The organism is Erwinia sp. MYb416 (assembly GCF_037479575.1).
Lineage (GTDB): Bacteria > Pseudomonadota > Gammaproteobacteria > Enterobacterales > Enterobacteriaceae > Erwinia > Erwinia rhapontici.
Genome location: NZ_JBBGYT010000161.1, coordinates 1 through 865 on the forward strand (window position 1 = coordinate 1; position 865 = coordinate 865).

1 protein-coding gene is annotated in these 865 nt (G+C 57.9%); it reads left to right on the forward strand.

Features of this window, described 5'->3' with window-relative positions:
- On the forward strand, positions 1 to 865 hold an 865-nt coding region (locus WH277_RS01555; protein WP_339503977.1), incomplete at both ends, for a molybdopterin cofactor-binding domain-containing protein.

Consider the following 865-nt stretch of genomic DNA (forward strand, 5'->3'; position numbering starts at 1 on the left):
GTCCGACGATTGCCAGCGCCACATTACAGGTCACGGCGATCCCAATTCGCCAGGCAGCCAGCCAGTTGCGTCAGCAGCTTATGCTGTTGGCGGCAAAAGCCATGAATCTTTCCGCGAGCCAGGTGTATACCGATGCGGGCTGGGTGATTGACCGCCAGCACCCGGATCGACGCCTGAGCTATGGTCAACTGGCTCAGGATAAAGACACCCATTTACCCCTGGACACCACTATCCCGCTGAATAGCGCGAACCGCTATACCGGTAAATCGGTGGCGCGCGTGGATATTCCGGCAAAAGTGAGTGGCAAACTGACCTGGGTTCACGATTTTCGCATACCCGGAATGCTGCATGGCCGCGTGGTTCGCCCGCCTTATGGCGGTGCTGACAGCAGTGCCCCGCTGGGACACAGTCTGATTTCGATCGATGAGCATTCTGTTGCCCATCTTCCGGGTATCGTGAAGATTGTGGTGATTAAGGATTTTGTCGGCATTGTCGCCTTGCGTGAAGAGCAGGCGATTGCCGCGATGTACGCGCTAAAGGTGAACTGGAAGCCCTGGGCCGGACTGCCTGCACTGGGACTGGACCAGCTGCATGACACGCTGGCCAATTGTGAGAAAACCCCGCGCGTACTGCGTGACGACGCAGGCACTGACAGCGCGCTGAAGAACCGACATGTCGCCGTTGATGCCGACTACGTCTGGCCTTATCAACTTCATGCCTCTATCGGTCCTTCCTGTGCGGTAGCCGAGGTGCGCAACGGGCAGGCGACACTATGGTCAGGCACGCAGAACCCACACGATCTGCGTAAGGACATCGCACTGCTGCTGGAACTGGATCCTACGATGGTCGAGGTGAAGCGTATGGA